Genomic DNA, 18607 nt, shown 5'->3' on the forward strand with positions numbered 1-18607 from the left:
CGGCCTCAGGCGCGCGCCTGATGGTCACCGTGCTGACCCTGCCGGAGGACGCCCAAAATTGGGACGCGTTCCTGCCGATGGATTACGATGTGCTGGATACGGAAACCTTCGCCAGCGGACTGGGTTTGGGCGACTGCCTGAAAATTGCCGTCCTGCGCCGACCCTCCCAAAGCGCTCCCAGGCGCTTCGAACTGCACATCCTGATCAACAGCGGCGACCATCCCGCGGTCGACTTCTCGGCTTCCGACCTTACCGAGGAAGGGCTCAATCTACTTCGCCCGCAGCTCGAGCACCTGGCCGAAAACGCGCGGTGGATGCAGTAAGAAGCGGTTAGCTTTTAGCTTTTAGCTTTTAGCTTTTAGCTTTTAGCGGTTAGCCCGATCGAAGCCGGTCTCTGACCGGCGCTCCGGATATCTCCCCCTATCCTCCCCCTCCTGTTTATCCCTGTTCCATTTCTTTTTCTGATCATTCAGCATTCATCATTCTGCATTCATCATTCAGCATTCATCCCTGTTCCATTTCTTTCTTCCGATCATTCATCATTCTGCATTCATCATTCAGCATTCATTCCTGTTCCACTTCTTACTTCCGATCCTTCGGCATCCCTGCTCCAATCGGATCGATTTTATATTCCTTTAACTTTCGTGGGATATCATGGATTCGATTGGTCAAGAATACCAAATTTTCCGGGTCTGTTCCGGAAAAGTGATATCCAGGACCAGAAGGAGTCGTTTTCATGGACACAACCGCACCCCGCGCGGTCATTTTCCTGCCGGGCAGCATCCAGCCGGCTGCCATCCAATACGCTCCCCTGCTTGGAGCGCTGGGCGGCCATATCTTACCCCTGCTGAAGGATCTGGAAGTCTACGCGGGCGCACAGCCCGCGCCCGATTATTCGCTGTCAACGGAAGTCGAAAGCCTGCGCAAGAGCGCTGACGCGGCCGGCTTCGAACGCTTCAACCTGGTCGGGTATTCCGGCGGCGGCGCCGTCGCCCTGGCATTCAGCGCCGCCTATCCGGAGCGCGTGCGCAGCCTGGCCTTGAGCGAACCGGCCGTGATCCCGGCTCAGGAATGGCTGCAGAAGGAAAGTGATTATTTTTCGGAAATCACCCGGGCGATGAGTCTGCCCCCGGCCGAGCAGATGGCGGCCTTTTTTCGCGCCAACCTGCGACCGGGCGTGCAGCCGCCCGCGCCCCCTGCCGGAGAACCGCCGGCCTGGATGGCCAAACGTCCGCAGGGATTGAAGGCCATGGTGCGCGCCTTTTCGGAAGCCAGTTGCACTTACGACCAGTGGCGTAACTTCGCCAATCCGGTCTATATCGCCGTTGGCAGCCGCTCCAATCCGGTGGAGGAGCGCAAAGCACTGACGCTGTCCGATTTGTTCCAGGACTGCCAGGTCGAAATCTATCCGGAGCGCCACCATTTCGACCCGCCCCAACGCGCCGAACCTGAACGATTCGCCCGGGAATTGGAGGGGCTGTGGATGCGCACCGCTGAATCAGAATTAGAGTAGTTCAACGTCGGGTTTCGGGGTGAGGCATGGAACCATCCGAAAGGTTGGCTCCCTCACCCCCTCAACCCGGCCTGCGTACTGTCGATTTCACGAACCGCTAAGGCTCAGTCGATTTCAGGCATTTTACGAAGTCAACGCCCAGGTCTTTCCAGCGATTGAAGAGTTGCCGGTCGGCGGTGTAGAAATCCGCATTGAGGCTTTCGGCCAGGGCGAGATAAACCGCGTCGTACGCGGCGGTTTGCCCCAGCCGATCCGCCCAGGATAACGCCCGCCGGCAAATCACCGCGTCTTCGGGGATGATCTGCACCGGCAGATTCAAAGCCGCTTCCAGGGTAAGATCCCCGCTTTCGCCTGACAGGTACCCGGCAGCGATCGCCTTGCGGATGCCCATGGTCACTTCGACCAACCATAAATGTGGCACATACAGCTCAACCTCCTGTTGTACCAACCGCTCCAGTAATTCTAAAGCTGCGGCATGGGGCTGGGACGGAATGACGCAGTAGATGGCGATGTTCGCGTCAATGACTGCCGAGCTCATGGTGGCGTTCCTCCCTGGCTTCAAGGAGCGTCGTGGAAACATCCGCTCGATACGGCTCCCCGCCCCGCTCGCACAAAATCCGCTCGGCCGTTTCTCCTGCAGCATGAACCCGTTCCAGGCGGGATTGTTGATCCTGTTCTCTCCACCGCAGTGCGTCCTCGAGCAATTCGCGAGTGACCTCGGAGATGCTGCGTTTTTCACGCTCCACCAACTCGCGCAGCCGGCGGTGCTGTTCCGGAGTCAAAAGGATTTGGGCACGGTACATTCGTTCAGTCATGCGACACCTCTATGGACAGAATACATCTCCATCGGTGTAGGTGGCAATTAGCTGTTAGCTGTTAGCTTTTAGCGGTTAGCTTTTAGCCTTTAGCTGTTGGCTTTTAGCTGTTGGCTTTTAGCTACTTTCCTTTAAACGTATTTCAGGACTTGACACTTCCAGCTAATACCCAAGAGCTAACGGCTAATGGCTAACAGCTAATCGCTAACAGCTAATCGCTAACCGCTAACGGTAAATTGCTATTTCAACGCCTCCACGATCAGGCCCACATCCCACTTCAGCATAGCGATGTAGTCCTGCGCCTCGGGACCGAACGAATGCGTCAGCAGGCCGGTGACGACCTTCACCCCGGTCTCGCGTGCCACCTGATCGGCCAGTTGCGGGTTCGAGCCGCTCTCGAGGAAAATGGCCGGCGCGCCGGTCTGGCGAATCTGGTCGATCAGCCGGGCCAGGTCCTGCGCGGTGGGCGAAGCGCTGCTGCTCACGCTGGGGATCACGGCGCCCACGAGGGTGAAGCCGTAGCGGTCGGCAAAGTAGCCGAAGCTCTCGTGGTTGGTCACCAGCAGACGCCGCTGCGCCGGGATGGTCGCGACCCGGGCGCGAATCCAGGCGTCCAGCTCGTCCAGCTTCTGTAGGGCCGCGGCCGCGTTGGCCGTGTAAGTCTCCGCGCCGGACGGGTCAGCTTTGATCAACCCATCCCGGATGTTGGTGACGTAGGTCTTGGCCAAGACCGGATCCAACCAGAAATGCGGATCGCCGTCCGGATGCTCGGCGACATCGCCGGCCGGCCGCGGCGTCAAACCCTGCGAGGCATCGATGATTTCGCGGCTTCCGCCGGCGTTTTCGAGCGTCTTTTTCAGCCATTCTTCGAAGCCGGCTCCATTGATCACCAGGACGCTGCTCGCGGCGATGCGCGTCACGTCCTGCGGCGCCGGTTCGAAGGCGTGCGGGTCCACGCCGGCCGGGATCAGGCTATCGACCACGGCCCGATCACCGGCCACCTGCTGGACGAAGTCGGCCAGAAAGCCAGTCGTCGTCAGGACGTGCAGTTTCCCATCGGCCGGCTGCGCCGGCGCCTGCGCCTGGCAGGCGGTGAGTAAAAGCGCCAGGAAGATCAGACTGAATAGAATTCGTTGCATGGTTTCTCTCAATTAAATGGCTATGCGCAGATTATTTGGCTTCGGCCAGGCATTTTGGGCACAGACCGAACAGTTGCAGCCAGTGGTCCTGGACCGAATAGCCCCAGCGCGCGGCCACCTGCGCGAACAGCGGCTCCAGATCGTCTCCGTCGAACAGCTCGGCCTGCCCACAGCGCGTGCACAGCAGCACGTGCTGGTGCCCCTGCGGGGCGCGCAGGTAGCGCCGGCAGCCGCCGCTTTCATGAATGCGCTGCACCAGCCCCAACTCTTCCAGCGCCTCGAGCGTGCGGTAGACCGTCACCAGTCCCACCCCGGGCGCATCCCTGCGCACGGCCTCGTACAGCTCGAGCGGCTCCAGCGCACGCTGCGAGCGCGCCAGAATGTGCACGATCGCCCGCCGCGGCCCGGTCAGCCGGCTGCCGTGCTCCCCGAGCTGCCGCAGCCATTCATTTTCCAATCCCTGTTCAAAAAGCTCCACATCGGCTCCTTTATTATTGACAATGATTTTCATTATCAATAATAAGGGCTGCGAAGCGGGTTGTCAAGGATGGATCGTCGTCGATGCGGTATTCGTTGATTTGGTATTCGGTATTCGGTATTCGTTGATTCGGTATTCGTCCGTCTTTTTCGTTCGCACTTTTCTTATTACAGTCTTGCGTAAGGGCGGAGAGGGGAATTTGAAGGCTCCCGGGTAAGTCTCTGCCCAACTCCGCCCGGACCTGGTCATGCCCCATCCGATCGCGGAAGCCGGAGCGGCAGATTGGGAGGCGCTGGAACCAGATTTCGACGCCTCTCGGCCATTCCACCCATCCTACGCCTACGTCACAATGTGTAGGGGTGCTTGGGTGCGTAAGGGCGAAGCGGGGAATTTGAAGACTCCCGGGTAAGTCTTTACCAAACTCCGCCCGTGCCCGGTCCATGCCTCATCCGATCGCGGAAGCCGAAACGATGGGTTGCGGGGCAGCTGGAGCCGCGGACGAATCTCAGTGCCCCGGCCTCTCCACCCATCCAACGCGACTGGCTTCCCAGCCCTATCCTTATGGATATTGTTAACAATCCAGCGACCTGATAGAATGATTTCACCATCCTTATTCAACGGAGTCATTCTCATGCAAGACAAATCCATCCTCATCATCGGAGCAGGTTTCGCCGGGCTGGCGGCCGGCATCTACGCCCAGATGAACGGCTATCGATCCCAGATCTATGAAATGCACACCCTGCCGGGCGGCCTGTGCACGGCCTGGAAGCGCAAAGGCTACACCATCGACGGCTGCATCCACTGGCTGGTGGGGTCCTCGCCTCAGAGCGCATCGAATCGGATCTGGCGGGAGGTGGGTGTGGCCCAGGGACGCGAATTCGTCAACGCGGACGAATACATGCGTTACGAAGGCGCCGATGGCCGCACGGTCATTTTCTATTCCAACATCGACCGGCTCGAACAGCATCTCATCGCGCTCTCGCCCAAAGACGAGGCTGTCATCCGTGAATTCACGCGCGCCGTCCGCCTGGGCATCGCCCTCGATCAGCAGCCTACCGACCAGGATGCTCCGTTGGTCAAATTGGGCAAGGCCATCCGGCTCGGTTGGACCTTCCTCACCTGCCGCAAGGATCTCATGCGCTGGATGAATACCAGTACCGACCAGTTTGTCGAGCGCATTCAGGACCCGCTGCTGCGCGAAGCCTTCAAATCGACCTGGCCGTCGAATTTCTCGATGATTTTCATGGCCTTCACCTTCTCCTACCTGAGCGATCAGAACGCCGGTTACCCGATTGGCGGCTCACTGCCCATGTCGCAGGCGCTCGAGCAGCGCTACCTGGGGCTGGGCGGGCAGATACACTACAGCCAGCGCGTCGAGAAGATCCTGGTCGAGCACGACCGCGCCGTTGGCATCCGCCTGGCGGACGGCAGCGAGGTGCGCGCCGGGCGCGTCATCTCGGCCGCCGATGGGCACGCCACCATCTTCGACATGCTGGACGGCCGCTACACCGATGAAAAAGTGCGCGAGCCCTACGAAAAGTGGCCCGTCTTCCCCTCCCTGGTCTACGTCGGCCTGGGCGTCAACCGCACCTTCGCGGACGAGCCCAAAACCGTGTCCGGCATCAGTTTTCCGCTCCGCCAGCCGCAGGAGATCGGCGGCGAGCAGGTCGAACGCATCGATGCGCACATCTTCAACCAGGATCCCACCCTGGCCCCGCCCGGCAAGACCGCATTGACCGTTATGCTCACCGCGGATTACGCCTATTGGAAGGAACTCGGCCGCGACCCGGCTGCGTATACCGAAAAGAAGGACCAGATCGCCCGCCAGATCGTGGCCGCGCTGGAAGAGCGCTTCCCCGGCATCGGCGGGCAGATCGAAATGGTGGACGTGGCCACCCCTCTGACCTTCGAGCGCTACACCGGCAACTGGAAGGGCAGCTTCGAAGGCTTTATGATCACTCCTGAAAATGCAAACGTGATCCTGAAACCCATGTCGCAGCGCCTGCCCGGGCTGGAGAACTTCTATATGTGCGGGCAGTGGGTCGAACCCGGCGGCGGGCTGCCTACCGGCATCATGTCCGGCCGGCGGCTGCTGCAGGCGGTTTGTAAGGAAGATAATCAGCGCTTCATATCCCGCGCGGATTGATGCCGATGCCGGACGAACCTTTAGCCTTTACGCTACGGGCATTGGTCCCGGCCGATCGGGATTGGGTGCGCGCCTGGATGGTCGAGCACTGGGGCTCCGAACGCATGGCCGTGCACGGGCAGCTCTTTTGCATGGATGAATTCCCCGGCCTGGCGGCCGAATTGGACGGCCAGGTCGTCGGGCTGGCCACCTACCGCCTGCTCGGCGACGCCTGCGAATTGATGTCCCTCGACAGCCGGATCGAACGGCGCGGCATCGGCGGCGCGCTGGTCGCGGCCGTGCGCGCGCTGGCGGTGCAGGCCGGCTGCCGGCGCCTGCGCCTGACCACCACCAACGACAACCTGAATGCGCTGCGCTTCTACCAGAAGCGCGGCTTTCGCCTGATCGGGCTGCATCCCGGCGCAGTGAATGCCGCCCGCCGGACGCTCAAGCCCGAGATTCCGCTGCTGGGTGAGAACGGCATTTCGATCCGGGATGAGATTGAGCTGGAGGAAGCGTTCTGAGTGGATGAGTTCTGAGGAAGACTTCATCGTCAGTCTTGGATGCATTCCCCGGTTATTTGATAATCACATTCGTCCCATAATGTAAGGGCGGAGTGGGGAATATGAAGACACCCCGGTCCGTATTTCCCAAACTCCGCCCGTTTCCGGCCATAACCCGATCCATGATCGCTGAGGTTTCCGACCGAAGCTCCAGGGTCCCACACGATCTCACCGGTCTCCGACCGAAACTCTCTTCCGCATTCCGCATCACCCAGCCCGCATCCCTTCCCCCTTTTCCCCTTGACAACTCCACACACATTCACTATACTTTAACCGTTCATACTATTTTGAATGGTGAAATTATTATGAATGATGAACCCCTTTCAAGCTATACCATCCGCGATCTGGATACGCTGCGCGTCCTCTCCGACCCCTTGCGCACCCAGATCTTCGACCTGTGCGCCATGCAGCCGCGCACGGTGCGCGAAATCGCCGGGCACCTCAATCTGGCTCCCACCCGGCTGTATTACCACATCAACCTGCTGGAAAAGCACGGCCTGATCCTGGTCGACGAAACCCGCCGGGTCGGCAACCTGATCGAAAAACGCTACCGCGCCGTCGCCCCCACCCTGGAAATCGACGCCAATCTGTTCGCCATCGAAACCCACCAGGGCAAGGAGAACGTTACCACCCTGGTGCGCTCTACGCTCGACTCGGCGCGCGATGACCTGCTGCGCTCGCTGGAAGCGCGCCCGAAAACGCACGACCCGGACGCCACGCCCGTAGAACGCGAGATGGTGCTCTTCCGCCTGCATGCCTACCTGAATGATGAACAAGCCGCCGAGTTCTCGCAGCGCCTCAAGACGCTGGTGGACGATTTCAACCAGGCCGGTATACCCGGCGAGCAGACCTACGGACTGGCCGTGGCCTACTACCCGGTGTTCTACTACACGGGGGATGCTGCCGGATCTTCCGCCGGCCCGGCGGATGGGGAAGAAGGGCCCCAATCCTAAGCCCCTTGCATTCTGACAGCTGAGATCTTCCAAAAAGGGTTATTTTCCACCCAGTTCCAGGTATTGGCGCCGGTTCCTGAACTGATTCTATTTGAAAGTTTGACTACACGAAATAATGAGGATCTATGAATACTGAAACTCCCCAAAATATGCGCCGCTTCCTCGTCCTGTGGGCCGGGCAGACCATTTCCATCCTCGGCTCCGGCCTGACCAGTTTTGCCCTGGGGGTGTGGATCTATGCCCGGACCGGCGCGGCGACCCCCTTCGCACTTACCGTGCTTTTCGGAACGCTGCCGCGCATCCTGCTCGCGCCCATCGGCGGGTCGCTGGCCGATCGTAAAAACCGCAAGGCCATCATGCTGCTGGCCGACACCGCCAATGCACTGGTGACGCTGGCCGCCGCGCTGGTGGCGCTGAGCGGCAAACTGGCGGTCTGGAACATCTACCTCCTGGCAGCGCTGGGCTCGGTCTTCGCTGCTTTTCAGGAACCGGCTTTTGGCGCATCGGTGGTCATGCTGGTACCCAAAAAGGATCTCGGGCGCGCCAGCGGGCTGCGCAACCTTTCCGAGGCGCTGGGCAGCCTGGTCACCCCGATGCTCGCCGCGCTGCTCTACGGGCTGATTGGGCTGGGGGGCGTCATGCTCATCGACTTCATCACCTACTTCTTCGCCCTGGGCACTCTGCTGGCCACGCGCGTCCCGCAGCCCGAACTGACCACTCCCACTGGTGGGAGCAGCCGCCAGCAGTGGCTCTCAGACGCGGTTTTTGGCTGGCGCTACCTGCGCCAGCGGCCCGGACTGTTCGGCCTGTTGTGGTACTTCGCCTTGGTCAACTTCCTGATGAATTTTGCCGCCGTGCTCACCAGCCCGTTGGTGCTTTCACGCAACTCGACGTCCGCGCTGGGCGCCGTGCAAATGGCCTCCGGGGCCGGCATGCTGTTGGGCAGCCTGTTGATGTCCACCTGGGGTGGTCCCAAAAAGCAAATTTACAGCACCATCGGCTTCATCGCCCTGGGCGCTGTTGGGTTGGCTTTGATCGGTGTCCACTCCAGCGCCTGGGTGATCGGCGCCGGATTCTTCATTATTTTGTTCGCCATCCCACTCTCCTCCGGCTCCACCCAGGTCATCTTCGCCGCCAAAGTCCAGCCGGATGTGCAGGGACGCGTCATCGCCATTCGCAGTATGATCGCGCAGTCGATGATGCCGATCGCCTTCCTGCTGGCCGGCCCGCTGGCCGATAACGTCTTCGAACCGTTGATGCGCGAGGGCGGCGCTTTGTACAACTCGTGGGTCGCCGCGCTTATCGGCAACGGCGCCGGGCGCGGCATGGGACTCATTTTCGTCCTGGCCGGCCTGATCCTGTTGATCGTCACCCTCTTTGCGTGGGGTAATCCGCACATCCGGCATGTCGAAGAAGAACTACCGGACGCCGTCGCGGACGCTCCCGAGCCTCAACCCGTTCCAGCGGATTAAAGCAGGATGGCGCGTTCAATCATCGAACGCGCCATCCGATCTCCCCCAGATCCGATAGCTTGTTTATTGCTCAGGGAATCGGTCGCAAGACCAGCGGCAAATAAATCCTCGCGGTTGAACTTGACGCGGTTCCATTCCCCTGGATCGTAAACGTGAACGGATTCTCGTCATCGTCATCGTTGGCGATGGTGACCGTAGCTTCCCGGATTCCCGCAGCGCCTGGGGCGAAGGCGATGGTAAAGGTGACCGATTCCCCGCCATTCACCTGAGAACCCGGTTGTGAAACCACCGAAAAATCGGCCGCGTTTTCACCGCTGATTTCGATCCTTGGCGCGCCGGTCAGAACCATGGGAGCGTCCCCGGTGTTCTGGATCGTGTAGGTTTGCTGCACGGGCAGCCCGGCCACATCGGCATTACCCAAATCCGTGCCATCCCAGGGGGCTGGCACGACGTCTCCGGCATGGATGGAAACGCCGTTGCTGCGCACATCGATCTCCTGCATGGCAATCGCATGGGTTTCCCACGCGCCGCGGTCCACCTCGGCGGCGGCGTCACCGTCGCCGTCCCAGATGCGGAAATTCCGATCCAGGTCCAGCACGCCAATCGAAGGGGCCGATGTCAGGCCGGTATCCACGCCGGGCGAGATCGCTTGAAGGTGGTAATCCCCGGCCGCGGGATCCACGAAGAGAGGATCCTGGTAAAAATTGGCGTTGGTTCCGGTAAAGCGCCCATCCCCCAGTATGGTGTTGGACACCAGGTCAGGCGCCAGGGCGCCCCGAATGGCATCCCCGCCCTCGTTGCCCCACAGGATGGAGTTGGTCAGGGTCACCCCAGTGATGGTATTGCTGGAATCCTTGGTATTGATGTTGAGGCCGCCCGCCCAACTGTTCCCATTGTTCACCAGGGTCTGCTGGGTGATGGTGACATTCGAAATCACGTTGTTCGGGCTGTAAGAGGTATCCCCATGCAAGAGAATGCCGGCATCGCTGCAGTCGTTGATGAAGTTGCTGCGCAAAATCACGTTCTCCAGGCGGTTGTTCTGGGCGCCGCCGCTGCCGGCGATCAGGTAGATGCCGTTCGCCAGGCAGGAAGAGATGTGATTGCGTTCGATCAGCACGCTGGAGATGCGGTTGGTATTCGTGTTCGAGTTGGTGGCGACGCCGAATTGAATGCCGCCGCCGCTCAAAACATTGCCCGTGAGCGCGATATTCGAGATGCGGTTGTTGCTCGAGTTCGTCCCGGACGCGCCGACCACCTCGATGGTCACATGCGGTCCGTCGATGCGGTTGTCGGCAATTACGATATTCTCGGTCAGGTTGTCATTACAATTGGCCTGGTTGGATGAATCGATCAGAATCGAAGAATTGGCATGCCCGGTGATCAGGTTGCCGCGCACCTCGATGCCGCTGAGCGTGTTGCGCGACAGACCCGTCGATGAGGATGGAGAAAGGAAGATACCGATGTTATAACCGGGGTTTTGGATGGTATTGGAAAGGATCGAGATGCCCGATACCACATTGTCCATGGCTCCGTCTCCCATTCCCCCGTGCACGGCAATCCCCCCGCCGCCATCACGCAGGGTGTTTTCGACGATCTCGACGTTGCGGATGGTGGTATGGCCTTGCATCCAGGAGCCCACGTTGATGGCATTCATGGCGGCGCTGATGATTATATTTTGATACAGCGAGATATCCTCGACGAGGGCGGCGCCCCCGGCCGTATCCGGGCTGATGGAAATGCCATGTTTGTCGAAGTTCTGAATCACGAACCCCCGGATGGCCACGTGCGATGCGCCATAGAGAACGAAACCGGTGTCGCGCGCGGAATTCACGCCTTCGAGGGTGATGTCGGGCGTCCCGTTGTTATCGATGTCGCCATCGATGGTGAGATTCCCGTGACCGATGGTCGGCAGACCGACATGCACGTCGATCACTGAACCGCGTAAAGCCGGATCGAAGCGGATGGTGTCATACTCGCCGGTAGCCTCGGCCGCGGTGATCGCCTCAGGCAGGGAAATACCGTCCGGGCCGGGGGCCGCGATCAGGGCCGCCGGACTCGAGGTATCGCCGTTGACCTCTTCGCCTGTGTTGGTAACGACCAGGAGATGGCCTGAATACGCAAGCGGAGCGCTCAACAGTTGGTTGCATTCGAGTCCACACGGAACGATCGAAGTCAACGCCCGGTCCGGCGTATTCCCCTGAGCGTGAACAACTACTGAACTCGCAAAGGAAGTGTACGAGAATACCAGGGCGATCAGACTGACAAGGCCAAAGGATTTCTTCAGGCGCGTACACAAGGGCTGTTTTTTCATCTTCTACTCCTCAAAGGGTTCGGTGATGATTGGATCCGCAGGTATCCTGAATAATCGTTTTTCGGGGTGGCCGCTGAAATCCTGCTTTTCCCCTGAATGGTGATTTCCAGAGAGGGAATAGGAAATATCCGGTATTATATCCGGCGATACAGCCACAAAGGTGTGCAGGCTGCACACATCTTCCATTCAGAAATGGAACCAGGATGTTGTTATGGGTAGATGATTCCGAATCGAGACCGATCTTCGATCGTTTCCACCGCGCTGCGCATGCTTTCGTCCACCTCGACAACCTGTAGACGGGTAAGCCCAAGCAGCGGCGTAAGATCCAACAATTGAGTCTCCGACAGGTAGAGCTCCTCGAGTAAAGGCAGCGTATCGATTTTATCGAGCGATCGAAGCGGCGCTTTTCGCAAGACGAGAGTTCGCAGCGAATTCAAGCCTTCGAATGCCGCGGTCGACTGGATCCGGGTAGAACCGGCGTCGATCAGAGACAGGCGTAGGCAACCGTTCAATGAAGTCAGGTCTGACACGCGCGTGTCGAAAAGGATCAATGAAGACAGCGAGGTAAGCCCCGCCAGGGGTGAAACGTCCTCGATCGGGTTATGCTTTAGATCAATGAGTTCCAGGTAATTCAGGCTGGCCAGCGGGCTGAGATCGGTGATATTTTGATAGCACAGCGAAAGACGGCGCAGATTCTTGAGCTTGACGAGATCTTCCAGACTGGCGATGCTGCCGCGCTGGAACGCGCTCCCATTACGGGCAAAGGTGTTGGAATATTCCTTGAATGCCGCTTCATCCGCCGCTGCTTTGTCCCCGAACACATAGATTGCCGTGACCGCCAGCAGGTCCTGCTCCGAAATTTCCGCATCGGTCCCCTTTCCAAGCGCCAGACGGACAGCCTGCTCGATCAGCGGTTCTTTGAAAGTGACCCCAGCGGGTCGATGAAGGTCAGCGAAGTCGAAATTCGGAAAAGCCAGGAGGGCTGCCAGAAAGATGGCGGCAGCAAGCGTAAACGGCAATACCCAACGGCGAAGTCTTTGGCCCGTCAAGGCATCCCGCACCTGGGCGGCGTTCTTATAGCGGTCTTTCGGGGCAAAAGCCGTGCAGCGTTCGACGACCCTGGCCAGCCAGGTTTCGGGTATCATTCTTACGGCCTGTTGGACATCGGCATTGCCGGTCAAAAGCCAGCCCAGCAGAACGCCCAGCGAATAGATATCCGATCGGCAGTCCGTCTGTGAAAACCCGTATTGTTCCGGCGGTGAATAATGCCGTGTACCAAAAATGACCGTATCTTCCTGACTGCCTTCATTATAATTGCGCGAAATACCAAAATCGATGAGGGTGATCTGACCCTGTTCATCGATGATGATATTTTGGGGTTTGATGTCCCGGTGGATGATGGCCGGAGTCTGGCCGTGCAGATAGATCAGGATTTCGCTGAGCTGCAGAATGATGGAAACCGCCTGCTGCCGGTTGAAGGCCTTTTCACGGGCCAATTGATCGAGTGAAACCCCGGGAGCGTATTCACGAACGATGCATTGCATGGTTTCATTCTGATACTCAGCGATATAGGCCGGTAAGCCTTTGTGGTGCAGCCTTTTCAGCAGTTCGCTTTCTGTCGTCCGTGAAAGCAGGGATCGGTCGGAATAGCATTTCGCCACACAATGCTGCTCATTGTTCCGATCTTTGATCAGGAAGGTCTCACCAAGTTCGTTGTGCGACAGGCATTCCAGCAACTCGTACTTTTGCAGAAATTCCACGGGAAAACGGCGATCGTCAAAAGTGGCCAGGAACTCCGCGATCAAGGCATCTGTCATCTATTCACCGCCCAGTAAGGTCAATCCCAATGAATGCAAAACGCTCTGCGTCTCCCAGAAATCTTTATGGCGGTCGATGCAAAAAATGACAGCCGCATCGCGCCTGATTTTTGGATACAACGGGCTTTTCAGGGCGATTTGCAAGAGCCGTTGAGCGCCGTCCAGGTCCAGCGCGAAACCAAAAGCCAGTTGAATAACCTTATCCCGGGAGGGTTTGCGGGTTCCATTAAAAAGCTGGTGCCCGTACGTCCTTTCGATGCCCGAATAACGGATGACCTGCTCGGGAACCAGTTTCAACTCCCCGCAGAGGTTCTGGATGTAGGCGTGGAATTCCGGCGTTTGCATCGCATCGGCATTGCATTCAAAAAAATTTTCGAGATCGTTGGAATTGAATAACCTGTGCAGCAAAGCGCTCGTCGAGCTTTCTTTCATTTGTTTTTCCAGCCCTGGTAGATATTTATAAACAGACCTTGATCTCCCGCCGGAGATCATTCTACACCTTTTTGAGAGGCCGAATCATTCACGGGATCAATTCAACTCTGCCACCTGTCCGGCAAAGATGTTATGATCATTCCGGCTCGGATCGAGTTGATGGTGGATCCATCCTCGGGCGGGTCAGGAAGAAAAAGATTGCAGAGGTAAAAATAATGTCAACAGATTATGTAGAAGCTCAAAATCATTTTATGGAAACATTCGGCAAAATGGCCCGGGAAATTCCCGGCACCATCGGCGGCTTTGGCCAGATGCATGCCGAAGCCTGCAAAGCGGGCGCCCTGGACCACAAGACCAAGGAATTGATGAATCTGGCGATCGCCATCGTCATTCGTTGCGAAGGTTGCATCACCAGTCACATGCAGGATGCGATCAAGTTGGGCGCGACCCGCGAAGAGATCCTCGAGACCATCGGCGTGGCGGTCATGATGGCCGGCGGCCCGGGCACCGTTTACGGCAGCAAGGCTTACGAAGCCATGGACCAGTTCCTGAAGGAAAAGGCGAAGATCGGCTCGAACAATTAAGCGCCTGATCTTTCGTTTGGGTGACCTTGCGAGGCAGTCCATCTCCTCCGGAGCATGACTGCCTCGCTTTTTGTCACGGACCTCTGCCCGCACCGCTCTCCATCACATGCTCGCGCCGCTCTCCGACCGAGATCGTTTCTTTTCCGAACGTCCTTCACCGGTGCATAATGGATGGATTCCGAGACATCGTACCTTGTTGATTAGGGCAAATTGAGAGGAAATTTATCCGACCAGCCTTTTACACGACCATGTTGAGCAAGTTCAAAAATGTTGCCGGAAGGCAAATCGTAAAGCAGGATTGGTGAATCTGGTGAAGAAATGGCAATTTGAGCGCTGTCTGGAGACCATGTCAGCGCAGGATCATAGCCAAGAGCCTTTGAAACAATACACTGGTGAATATACTGTTCGGAAATAGCATCATAAATGAGCAAGTTGATATCTTCGCCCTCTGCCACCGCAAGAGCTAATAACTTGCTGTTGGGGGACCAACTGGCATATTGAATGAATAATCCGGCTTTTGGGAACTCCTTATTTACGAGCGGCAGGTAGCTTCCATCGTTTTTGATAATAACCCCGGTCATCTCGCTATAGTCATCATTCAAATTTACATATGCCGCTTTCGAACCATCCGGACTCCACAAGCTCAATCCTTCAAGGGAAGGAATAAGAAAAGAATATTTCCGAATGGTCTCACCCCGATCATAATCCCATAGAGACAGGCCATCCATCTCTGCGTAAAGTGCCCGGCTTCGATCAGGTGATATTCCAACAGGACTGGACAAATCATATTCTGGCAAATCAAGGAGTTGATTTTCCCAACTTCCAGTAAATGGATCGAGTATCCGTGGAAAATCTCCTAAACGGTAAGCCGTACTCGTTTCTTCAGGATTTCGGGCATAAAGCGTTACATAAATCAAATCACTGCTTATCCAAAAGGATGGAATACGATTCCCCATAAACCAATAACCTTCCTGAAGATACTCTTCTAGTTGAACCAAATCCAGGGATTGATTTAGTTCCTTACCTTCTGCGGATAACAAAGTGAGATCAAAATGATCGATCCCATCCGTCACGCCAGAATCAAATGGAGCATAGGCGAACCAGTTACCATCAGGTGAAAATCCAATCATGATGCTTTGTAAATTGTCGGGTATAACCTGTTTGCTCGTTAGTGGCGATCCTCCCAATGTATATAACCCGCGCAGATCATCGGTTTGAAATACAATTGTGCCTGTAATTTGGATATCCTTTGTGACCAATTTATGCGTGCCGCTGCCATGACAGAAGGGAATTTCCTCGCCAGCCGGTACTTTTATTTTTGTCGCTAATGCGATGGGGGTTCCAATGATGGCGTTTTTTGTGCTTTCCGGAGACGTTATTATAGCGGTCGTTTCTTGATTTTCCTTCGTACTCGAACAGCCGGTTAATATTATTAAAAAGGGAACTAAAAAAGCCTGTAACCAAAATTTTCGTTTCATATTTGCCTCTTTATAATATCTGCTTATCCCTTTGTACATTGTAATTTCTCGCACCAATCCCCTGGCTGTAAAGCACCTCACCATACGGCTCGTACCCTTTGTATAACATCACCGCGCCGCTTGCGTCGGTCAATTCCATTGAGCTGCTCGCCCCCTGTTCATTCTGGGCAGCCAGCCGGAATGCGGATGAACACAGCGTGGCCGCATCCTTCATCAATCTGGCCTACAAAATGGGCACGAAGAACCTGCCCGAGGGCGTCACTACTAAAGCATTTACTCGCCAGCAATTGGACCGCTTGAAAATCGGTGCCGGTGTGAAAGCGATTCCATGGGGGGCGATGCAGATCAGCCTGCCACCCTCTACGCTGCCCGTGCAAAATTAGCTGGAATTCAGAAAACCCAATAGCCCGAAACCCAGCACTTTGTAATCTCGCAAAATGGTGTGGAAGGATTCTGTTGTTAAGGTTCCGGTAAAGGGCATTTTGGAGAAATGAGGTATTCTTGTTGGTACAGAAAGTTGTTCAATTAAGGTTGCCCAAAGGGAAAGGCGAGAGGGCCTGGTTTTTCCAGTCAATTCGCCTTTTTATTTATATACTCCATGATATATTCCCCATATCCGAACCATTCATGGGCCCATTCGACGGATTTCTGAAAAGAAGTTTCTTCCTCATACCCGATCGTGTCCACTTTACTGCTGGATTGAACTAGGTAAGTATCCCCATCCTGTTCTTCCAGTAACAGTCTCATATTGTATTGCGGATAAAACAGCAATGCGGTAGATACAGTTTTAGCATATCCCCCGGTAGATATCGAGATCCCGGAAGGCTCCCCATACACCTCCACCACTTCTTGCATGGTGATTTGCACAGTCGGAGTGAAGCCCAGATGCGTCACAACCGTTCGCGCACGGTCAAAACCGATAACGTATGACTCAGCGCAAATAATCCCTCGATTTCCACCGTCATCTGTATTATCGTACTCTTTACAATAGTTTAGGTCCTGATTGTCGGAAAGAATACTGATCACTTCATCATAACTCGTTACATCTGGTTGGATACCCAAAAAACACGGAGGTCCGCAGGGACTGCCAGAAAACAACCCACCATCGCCAATCTGCAGGTCTACCGCCGTTGGGTGTGCAAGAATGGGGGGTTCACTCGCTTCGCTGCACGCTGAGAGCAGGGTCAAGAGCACCAGGATCTTAATGCAGCGGTTGATTTTGCATACATCCATACCCCTCCAAAGGTTTTGCTTGCCGTCGTTGATCAAGGTATCAATATTAGGTTATTGCATTATATATTCGCCATATCCTGACCAATTTTGAGTTATTTTGGAAATTTCCATGTAAGAACTCTGCTCGCGCCGGTCTCCGACCGCGCGCGTCACCGGGCCATGAATGATAGGTTCCGGGGCAGCCAGGTCCGTTCCTTAATTTCGGTGCCCCTGCCCCTCCACCCATCCTACGCATTGCTTCGGCTTACTCAGCTCTTTTTTCTTTATTCTATTGGCTACACGCATTCAGTGAAATCGATCCAGATCCCAAACTTGTTAAGTCTTCCTTAATCAGGATCCGGCATCCGCCGGATGGTCTTTCCCGGCCAGCAGGCGGTTGGTCTCATGCAGCAGCGCGACGATCTCCTTTTGCGATCGCCGCAGTTGGTGAAAATTGTACAGCACCAGCAGAAATGGACCCAGTACCAGGACGAGGATGAGCAGATCGGGCATGATCGACCTCCATTGTCTTTGGAATGGTTGAATTTTCCTTACTTTTCTTGCCGAAACCTAGATAGTATATTGTGATTATATTACATTTAATGATGATTTAACTGAACGATTCACCGATCTTCGTTTACCTGTCTTCCCCCAGGCTTCGCTCCGCCGCCAGCACCATCTCCCCGGCCAGGCCCTTCAATCGCGATCCGTTGCGCGCATCCAGCCACAGCATCAGCCGCGCCAGCAGCCAGAACAGCCCATACCCCGCCACCACGCCCAGCGCGTTCATGAGCGTGTCGTTGATATCCAGCACGCGGTAGGGATACCCCAGCAGTAGCCCGACGCCGAACTGCGCGCCCTCGATGCCAAAACCCACCGCCAGCGGCAGCCAGCGCAGATCCCGCGGGCGCACCCGCGCCACAAACCCGATTCCGAAACCGAACGGGACGGTCAGCAGAATGTTCGACAGCAGCATATCCCGGCTGCGCCACAGGCTGCCGAAGGGACCGAAATAAAAGGGGATCAGGTTCATGCGGTCGCTGAAGCCCGCTTGGCTGCGCATCCAGGCGCGCGTGTCCGGCGAAAGGTCGATCGGGAACAGCGTCGCACCGATCAAAAAACACAGGTAGATCCAGAATACCGCGATGAAGAACAATGACGAGGCAGAACGTTTCCGGCGCAGCAGCAGGAGCGTCACCGCCAGCGCGGGCAGCCCGATCAGCAATATGAACGCTTCGGAGCTGATCTCGATATTCAAAGCGTGCCTTTCCCGGCCTGAAAACCGTAAAATTTCGCAGAATTTATCAATCCAGGGGCTTTTCAGCCCCTGGATTTAAGCATTATACACGATCCATCAAGTCAAGGATTTTTGGCGGTGGAGAAAATTCACAGGATGAACAGGGTTTTCAGGATGAGGGAATTGGTGGATTTCGGGCACGCCAATGATGGCGCGAAGGTTTATTGATCCAACCACCGCATTTGGTCGCCCTCAACCCACCCTACGGGACCTGGGCTTCCCCCGAAAAAGTGGACACGGAAAAAGGGAGAATCCGGTAAACTAAACGGGAAGGAAGCGAGGAAATGAGAGACAAACGATATCGGACATACACGCCGGAGTTCAAACGAGAAGCGCTGGAACTACTGAAGAACAGCGGAAAAAGTGCGGGGCAGCTGGAACGGGAACTGGGGATCACGCCGGGAATGCTGTTGAAGTG

At 56.4% G+C, this 18607-nt stretch carries 19 protein-coding genes; 8 read left to right on the plus strand and 11 right to left on the minus strand.

The genetic code is table 11. From position 1 onward, the window contains the following. Both LARV_RS19045 and LARV_RS19050 read left to right on the plus strand, forming a co-directional pair. A partial coding sequence (locus tag LARV_RS19045; RefSeq protein WP_172797942.1) for a hypothetical protein occupies window positions 1–323 on the plus strand: 323 nt, incomplete at its 5' end. Between the two features lie 413 nt (window positions 324–736). After that, on the plus strand, window positions 737–1513 hold the full coding sequence (locus LARV_RS19050) for an alpha/beta fold hydrolase (RefSeq protein ID WP_075075402.1): 777 nt from the start codon (window positions 737–739) through the stop codon (window positions 1511–1513). A gap of 97 nt (window positions 1514–1610) precedes the next feature. Here LARV_RS19050 and LARV_RS19055 read toward each other — a convergent pair whose 3' ends face one another. The 4 genes from LARV_RS19055 to LARV_RS19070 all read right to left on the minus strand — a co-directional run bounded on the left by LARV_RS19055 (window position 1611) and on the right by LARV_RS19070 (window position 3978). Further along, window positions 1611–2051 carry a type II toxin-antitoxin system VapC family toxin gene (locus LARV_RS19055; protein WP_075075403.1) on the minus strand — a complete coding sequence of 147 codons (441 nt, stop codon included), beginning with the start codon at window positions 2049–2051 and terminating at the stop codon, window positions 1611–1613. Further along, window positions 2032–2328 (minus strand): hypothetical protein, encoded by a 297-nt coding sequence (locus tag LARV_RS20465; RefSeq protein WP_172797943.1) that lies wholly within the window; start codon window positions 2326–2328, stop codon window positions 2032–2034. The genes LARV_RS19055 and LARV_RS20465 overlap by 20 nt, the downstream gene beginning before the upstream one ends. 239 nt (window positions 2329–2567) lie before the next feature. Next, the gene (locus LARV_RS19065) at window positions 2568–3467 is read right to left on the minus strand and encodes a metal ABC transporter substrate-binding protein (RefSeq protein ID WP_075075405.1); all 900 of its coding nucleotides are present in this window, start codon (window positions 3465–3467) and stop codon (window positions 2568–2570) included. Between the two features lie 31 nt (window positions 3468–3498). Continuing rightward, window positions 3499–3978: a Fur family transcriptional regulator gene (locus tag LARV_RS19070; protein WP_083522777.1), complete on the minus strand. Its 480-nt coding sequence runs from the start codon at window positions 3976–3978 to the stop codon at window positions 3499–3501. A 598-nt stretch (window positions 3979–4576) separates the two neighbouring features. On the opposite strand from LARV_RS19070, the gene LARV_RS19080 reads away from it, so the two are divergent. From LARV_RS19080 to LARV_RS19095, 4 genes are all read left to right on the plus strand, one after another. After that, window positions 4577–6091: a phytoene desaturase family protein gene (locus LARV_RS19080; protein WP_075075408.1), complete on the plus strand. Its 1515-nt coding sequence runs from the start codon at window positions 4577–4579 to the stop codon at window positions 6089–6091. A gap of 5 nt (window positions 6092–6096) precedes the next feature. Beyond that, a complete protein-coding gene (locus LARV_RS19085) occupies window positions 6097–6594 on the plus strand; it encodes a GNAT family N-acetyltransferase (RefSeq protein ID WP_075075532.1) in 498 nt (165 codons plus the stop codon). A gap of 344 nt (window positions 6595–6938) precedes the next feature. Continuing rightward, window positions 6939–7586, plus strand: a complete 648-nt coding sequence (locus LARV_RS19090) for an ArsR/SmtB family transcription factor (protein WP_075075409.1) — start codon at window positions 6939–6941, stop codon at window positions 7584–7586. Window positions 7587–7711: 125 nt separating this feature from the next. Further along, the gene (locus LARV_RS19095; protein ID WP_083522780.1) at window positions 7712–9058 is read left to right on the plus strand and encodes an MFS transporter; all 1347 of its coding nucleotides are present in this window, start codon (window positions 7712–7714) and stop codon (window positions 9056–9058) included. A 70-nt stretch (window positions 9059–9128) separates the two neighbouring features. Here the strand turns inward: LARV_RS19095 and LARV_RS19100 are convergent, their stop codons facing one another. The 3 genes from LARV_RS19100 to LARV_RS19110 all read right to left on the minus strand — a co-directional run bounded on the left by LARV_RS19100 (window position 9129) and on the right by LARV_RS19110 (window position 13618). Further along, window positions 9129–11369 carry a choice-of-anchor D domain-containing protein gene (locus tag LARV_RS19100; RefSeq protein ID WP_075075410.1) on the minus strand — a complete coding sequence of 747 codons (2241 nt, stop codon included), beginning with the start codon at window positions 11367–11369 and terminating at the stop codon, window positions 9129–9131. Window positions 11370–11578: 209 nt separating this feature from the next. Next, complete coding sequence (locus tag LARV_RS19105; RefSeq protein ID WP_075075411.1) at window positions 11579–13186, minus strand: protein kinase domain-containing protein; 1608 nt, start codon at window positions 13184–13186, stop codon at window positions 11579–11581. Further along, complete coding sequence (locus LARV_RS19110; RefSeq protein WP_075075412.1) at window positions 13187–13618, minus strand: hypothetical protein; 432 nt, start codon at window positions 13616–13618, stop codon at window positions 13187–13189. Between the two features lie 251 nt (window positions 13619–13869). Between LARV_RS19110 and LARV_RS19115 the strand changes: the two genes are divergently transcribed. Further along, the gene (locus LARV_RS19115) at window positions 13870–14202 is read left to right on the plus strand and encodes a carboxymuconolactone decarboxylase family protein (protein WP_083522797.1); all 333 of its coding nucleotides are present in this window, start codon (window positions 13870–13872) and stop codon (window positions 14200–14202) included. Between the two features lie 200 nt (window positions 14203–14402). Here the strand turns inward: LARV_RS19115 and LARV_RS19120 are convergent, their stop codons facing one another. Continuing rightward, on the minus strand, window positions 14403–15680 hold the full coding sequence (locus LARV_RS19120) for a WD40 repeat domain-containing protein (protein ID WP_172797944.1): 1278 nt from the start codon (window positions 15678–15680) through the stop codon (window positions 14403–14405). A gap of 98 nt (window positions 15681–15778) precedes the next feature. Here LARV_RS19120 and LARV_RS19125 point away from each other — a divergent pair, with 98 nt between their 5' ends. Further along, on the plus strand, window positions 15779–16063 hold the full coding sequence (locus LARV_RS19125; RefSeq protein ID WP_075075415.1) for a hypothetical protein: 285 nt from the start codon (window positions 15779–15781) through the stop codon (window positions 16061–16063). A gap of 187 nt (window positions 16064–16250) precedes the next feature. Here LARV_RS19125 and LARV_RS19130 read toward each other — a convergent pair whose 3' ends face one another. The 3 genes from LARV_RS19130 to LARV_RS19135 form a co-directional block, all read right to left on the minus strand. Continuing rightward, the gene (locus LARV_RS19130; protein WP_075075416.1) at window positions 16251–16913 is read right to left on the minus strand and encodes a hypothetical protein; all 663 of its coding nucleotides are present in this window, start codon (window positions 16911–16913) and stop codon (window positions 16251–16253) included. A 330-nt stretch (window positions 16914–17243) separates the two neighbouring features. Then, window positions 17244–17405 (minus strand): hypothetical protein, encoded by a 162-nt coding sequence (locus tag LARV_RS20470; protein WP_172797946.1) that lies wholly within the window; start codon window positions 17403–17405, stop codon window positions 17244–17246. 124 nt (window positions 17406–17529) lie between these two features. Beyond that, a complete protein-coding gene (locus tag LARV_RS19135; protein ID WP_075075417.1) occupies window positions 17530–18150 on the minus strand; it encodes a VanZ family protein in 621 nt (206 codons plus the stop codon). Window positions 18151–18607 lie beyond the last annotated feature (457 nt).

Origin of the sequence: Longilinea arvoryzae (genome assembly GCF_001050235.1) — a bacterium.
GTDB classification, from domain to species: Bacteria; Chloroflexota; Anaerolineae; order Anaerolineales; family Anaerolineaceae; genus Longilinea; species Longilinea arvoryzae.